The organism is Streptomyces triticisoli, assembly GCF_003270085.1.
Lineage (GTDB): Bacteria > Actinomycetota > Actinomycetes > Streptomycetales > Streptomycetaceae > Streptomyces > Streptomyces triticisoli.
The window spans coordinates 1-1,964 of sequence record NZ_QFDQ01000004.1 but is presented as its reverse complement, the minus strand read 5'-3'; the positions used below and the strand labels follow the sequence as shown (position 1 = coordinate 1,964).

General features: G+C 70.6%; 2 protein-coding genes. One reads left to right on the top strand and one right to left on the bottom strand.

Annotated elements, in window-relative coordinates:
* Window positions 1–600, bottom strand: a 600-nt coding sequence (locus tag DEP02_RS01225) for a transposase family protein (RefSeq protein WP_198668236.1), incomplete at its 3' end; no start/stop codon positions are given.
* A gap of 669 nt (window positions 601–1,269) precedes the next feature.
* Here DEP02_RS01225 and DEP02_RS01220 point away from each other — a divergent pair.
* On the top strand, window positions 1,270–1,964 hold a 695-nt coding region (locus tag DEP02_RS01220), incomplete at its 3' end, for a DUF4190 domain-containing protein (RefSeq protein WP_112465443.1).

The window sequence follows — 1,964 nt, the reverse complement described above, 5'->3', positions numbered from 1 at the left end:
GAGCAGGCCGCCGGTGCCGAGCGCGTCGGTGAACCCCGTATGCCACCGATCGCGCGTCAGCAGCCACTTGCCCGTGGCGGGGTTCTGTTCCCAGCGCGGCCGTCCGCGCCGGGTCTCGTCGATGCCCAGCACCTGCACCTCGGGCAGCGGTGCCTCGGTGACCTCGCGGGCGGCGGTGCGGAAGGCGTCCATCACGGTCGGCCAGGACAGGTGCAGGTCGCGGGCGGCCTGGATGACGGTGGAGCCGGCGTCGCGTATCCGGTGCCCGGCAGCGCCGCGCAGCCGCATGGTGATCCGAGTGCCGGCCGGTAGCTGCTCGATCTGCTCGGTGAACGACCGGCGCGGGCAGCCGGGCTCCTGGCAGAACCAGCGGCGCTTGTGCCAGCGGAACTCCAGCCCGCTCTCGCCATGGGGCAGATCGCGGGGCCGGGTGATGGCGGAGCCCTTCACCCGGGTGGCGAAGACCCCGCAGGCCGGGCAGGCCCGGGCCGTCTCATCGGCCGTGACCAGGTGGACTCGGCGGGTTCCGTCGGCCAGCCGCTCGACCCGCACGACGGACACCCCGTCGAGGCCGAGCAGCAACGTCGTATCGTTGAGCAAGCCCGTGGCTCCTGCATGATCGTTCTGCCTGGAGAACAGAAATGATCACGCAGCACCACGGGCACCTTGCGTCCCGGACCGAGCTATCCGGCCCGCCGCCACGGAGCGTGACGTCACATCAGCAAGCCGAACCAGTGCACCGTTCAACTTCGAAGACCCGGTATGACGCTGCTCATAGACTTGACTGTCCTGTCCGGCCAGGATGTGTGAGATTTCTCCCGCCACAGCACAGCGACGAACGGGGCCGCAGGATGCCGTACGAAGCCGAACCCCCGAGATCTGACCGGCAGTTGGATCCCCCGCCGCCGCACGGTCCGGATTCTGCTGAGGCGTACGGATGGCAGGAGCCCTCGCCGGTCCCAGCGCCGCGTGAGTCCGAGTCTTGGTTCCAGCCCCAGCCCCAGACTCAGTCTTCGTACCAGTACCCGTACGCCTATCCGTACCCGCCCGCGTTCCAGTCTCCGGAGCCTTCCGGAACCAGCGGACTCGCGGTCACCGCCTTCGTCCTGGCCGTGACCCTCATCCTCAGCCCGGTGGGCCTGGCTCTCGGCATCGTGGCCCTCGTCCGTCTCGCCCGCCGGGCCCGGGAGGGCCGGCCGCTGCGGGGCAAGGGCCTTTCCGGAGCCTTCCGGAACCAGCGGACTCGCGGTCACCGCCTTCGTCCTGGCCGTGACCCTCATCCTCAGCCCGGTGGGCCTGGTTCTCGGCATCGTGGCCCTCGTCCGTCTCGCCCGCCGGGCCCGGGAGGGCCGGCCGCTGCGGGGCAAGGGCCTCGCGGTGGCCGCGGTCTCCGTCTCGGGGGCGGTGGCTCTCGTCGCCGTCCTGATCCTGACCGGCGTGGTCCGGGTGTGGACCTTCTCCAGCGGTGTACAGCGCGATAACGACGGGTCCGTCGGGCAGAAGACCAGCGCCACCGTCATCGACCTGCGCAAGGGTGACTGCTTCACCCCGCAGAGCGGACTGCCCGACGGCACCAACCGGAATCCGGGTGTCCTCAAGGTGGACATCGTCCCCTGTGACCAGCCGCACCAGGGTGAGGCCTACGGCGTCGCCACGGTCCACGGCCCGGACCGTTACCCGGGCAAGGCTGCCGTCACCCGGCTGTCCCGCGAGGCCTGCGTGGACCCCCTCTTCTCCTACGTCGCCGACCTGTACGCCATGCCGCCGGTCCGTACGTATTTCTACCAGCCGGACCAGGCCGGCTGGACGGCCGGCAGACGAGGCGTCGTGTGCTGGATCGGTGACCCCTCCGGCACACTGCGCGAGTCGGTCCGCCAGTCCGCCACCGACCTGGACCCCGACCAGCGCGCCTTCGTCGAGGCCCTCCACCCGCTCAACGCCGCGAGCCTGTACATGCCGGTCGA